Source organism: Endozoicomonas sp. SESOKO3, assembly GCF_024606255.1.
Genome location: NZ_JAHHPR010000647.1, coordinates 1 through 2,575, shown reverse-complemented (window position 1 = coordinate 2,575; position 2,575 = coordinate 1). Strand labels below are relative to the sequence as shown.

General features: G+C 42.1%; 1 protein-coding gene. It reads left to right on the top strand.

The features are described from left to right. Positions 1 to 62: 62 nt before the first annotated feature. On the top strand, positions 63 to 2,575 hold a 2,513-nt coding region (locus tag KDK18_RS11365; protein ID WP_257255019.1), incomplete at its 3' end, for a hypothetical protein.

The window sequence follows — 2,575 nt, the reverse complement described above, 5'->3', positions numbered from 1 at the left end:
TTGCCCGGTCTTTACTGCTTTCAAGGAATTTTGTTCAAATCAAAGAGGTTCCGGTTCCAGTATTGGCGTCCTCTACTCCAACTACTCAGGAACAATTCACTTCTGGAACAGGAACAAAACCTGAAAAAGCAAAAAGAGCAGTAAGTGTAACAAGACAGCCAAAAAACCTGAAGTCAGGTATCCGACCATCAACAGAACCCTTCCAGGAACGAATACATATCCAGCATTTATTACAACTGGATGACAATATTATTCGGGAAGTCAGATCCATTCAGCAAGACCCGGAAAAGTTTTTGCGTCAGGTAGAAAAGCACATCACTGCATTCAGAAAGGTTTTATTAAAAAATAGCGAACATCCAACAAATGACCTGGGAATGGGTTATTACTACTTTTTGAAGGCACTGGCCATGTTGGAAGCCAAAATGTCAGATGATGACAAAACCATTGAGTTATCCTTTAGCCCGGTAGTCAAACTCAACGCTAAAAAGATAAAAGAGACGATTTTATCGTCTCGAAATTATTACTTCCCTTATGCCGCGATGCTCTTGCTTTTTTTTGAACATAGTATGGAAGAAAAATCTAATATCATAATTAATGCCAATTTATCTGCATTCTCCGGAGTGTCACAGTCTATTGAGGTTTTATTAGAATCGGACTCAAATCAAACGGTTCTGGCCGGAATATTCCTCAAGTGGCTGATGCTGATTCCAAAGCCTTTCGAACTGAAACTGGCCTTTGATAAAGACACTTACCTGAAAAACCCGAAAAGCAATATTCCGGGTAGGGTAACACCTTCCATACATCTACTCAGAGAGTTTCTGGAGCAGCTTCCGGTAAAAGGCTCTGATGGCGCAGTTGATGTTGTTTTAAATCAAATGGACCAGAAATTTACAAATACCCAGCATCTGCCAAACGAACAACATGGACAAACAGCAGTGACAGCGAATGCGCGAGCAGCTCCGTTAGGCAAAACGGCAGTGACTGAGGCGGCTTTAAAGGCAGCGAAAGAGGCTAGGGCTCTGGCATCGACATCCTTAGAGATAGCAACGGTATCAACGACAGCAGTAGCGTTAGTGACAGCGGCAGCGGAAACTGAACAAGCAGAGTTAACAGCAGCATCAATGGAAGCGGTAGAGGAAGCGTTAGATATAGCTGCGACAAAATCGAAAGCGACAAAAACAGCGATAGCAGCTGCAAACCGGGCAATAGAAACGATACTGGAAGAGGAAGAGCAAGAGCAAGCGCAAGCGGCAAAGAATGCGAAAGCAAATTTAAAATTGATACTGTACTTCGCTACTGGTCGATCAGAATTGATAGATTCTGATTGCACGGATTTATCCGTGTACATTATTAACTTATCTATATTAGGCTTTGAATCCTCTTCAGAGATTTCCATATTTCTGAAAGAGACTCAGAAGGAGCTCTATGAAGATATTAATCCTGAGAATCGGGCAATTGCTGATGTTATAGAACTCGCTTTTCATCTGGTTGATACTGAATCAGAAGTCCAGCCCGTTCTTCCTCATCTTAAAGCCCTTCCCTTCTCTATCCAAGCCCGCTTAACCGCGCTTCATTTTGGTCATGACTTACAACTTCTGACAAAACTGATTGGTTTACTTCCTGAACAGGTTTCCAAGGACACCACAACGTATTGGCATAACACTCTTTTAATGGCTCACCGGTATATTATCACGCTCATCGGTGGAAATGCAGAAATGGCAAAAAAACTCCAGAGTGATTCAGCTGGTTGGAAAAAATTAGACAAATGGTTTCAGCTCTTTGTATGGCATAAGCCAGTCAAGTTCAACACTATTGCACGTAATTTGGACTCACAACTCTTAGACTATGCTGTCTTTCACAGTGACAACTTGAAAAAATTCGAAGTTGGAGAAGAAATTAATTTTTTTCTTGCTATTGAGCAAGCCAAAAGAGCTGGCTATCAAAAGTTAAAACAACGGTTAAACCAATATGACAAACAAATGGATTCTCAATCATTACAAATGTCAGGCTGGCTTCATTGTCTGGCTGGATTGACGCTTCTGGAGGCGAGAATAAGACCTGACTTCCAGCAGGTAGTATTAACCGGTCACAAAAGAGTTCTGGCCAGTGCCCATGATCATTTCAGGAAAGCACGTCAGCTCGGCTTCCCTTATGGTGGTTATCTGGAATCACTGGTGTTAATGCGGCTTGCCAACCACTATCAGTATAATCAGGATGAGACACCTGATGTCTCGCAAACAGAATCGACCTATATGCCTATGCCTGTTATTGAATACACATCGCCCAAAAAACCAAAGGAAAAGATCTTTATTGAAGCGGGTAAGATTGTTACAGAAATTTTACCCGGGCTGATAGCAAGCTCTGTATTGGGTGCCCGTTTTGCCGCTGAAGCAGCCATCAGAGTCTTTACTGATGAACGGTTTAATCTTCTGTATATACCTCAGGCTGGTTGGCCAGCACTGATTGCAAAGCATTTTTTGATTACCCCCGTTAACTATAACATCCAATTTTTGTTCAGCAATGATGGCCCTGAAGTTGAAGAAGCGTTATTTCCCAGGATAAGTGATCCAGACAG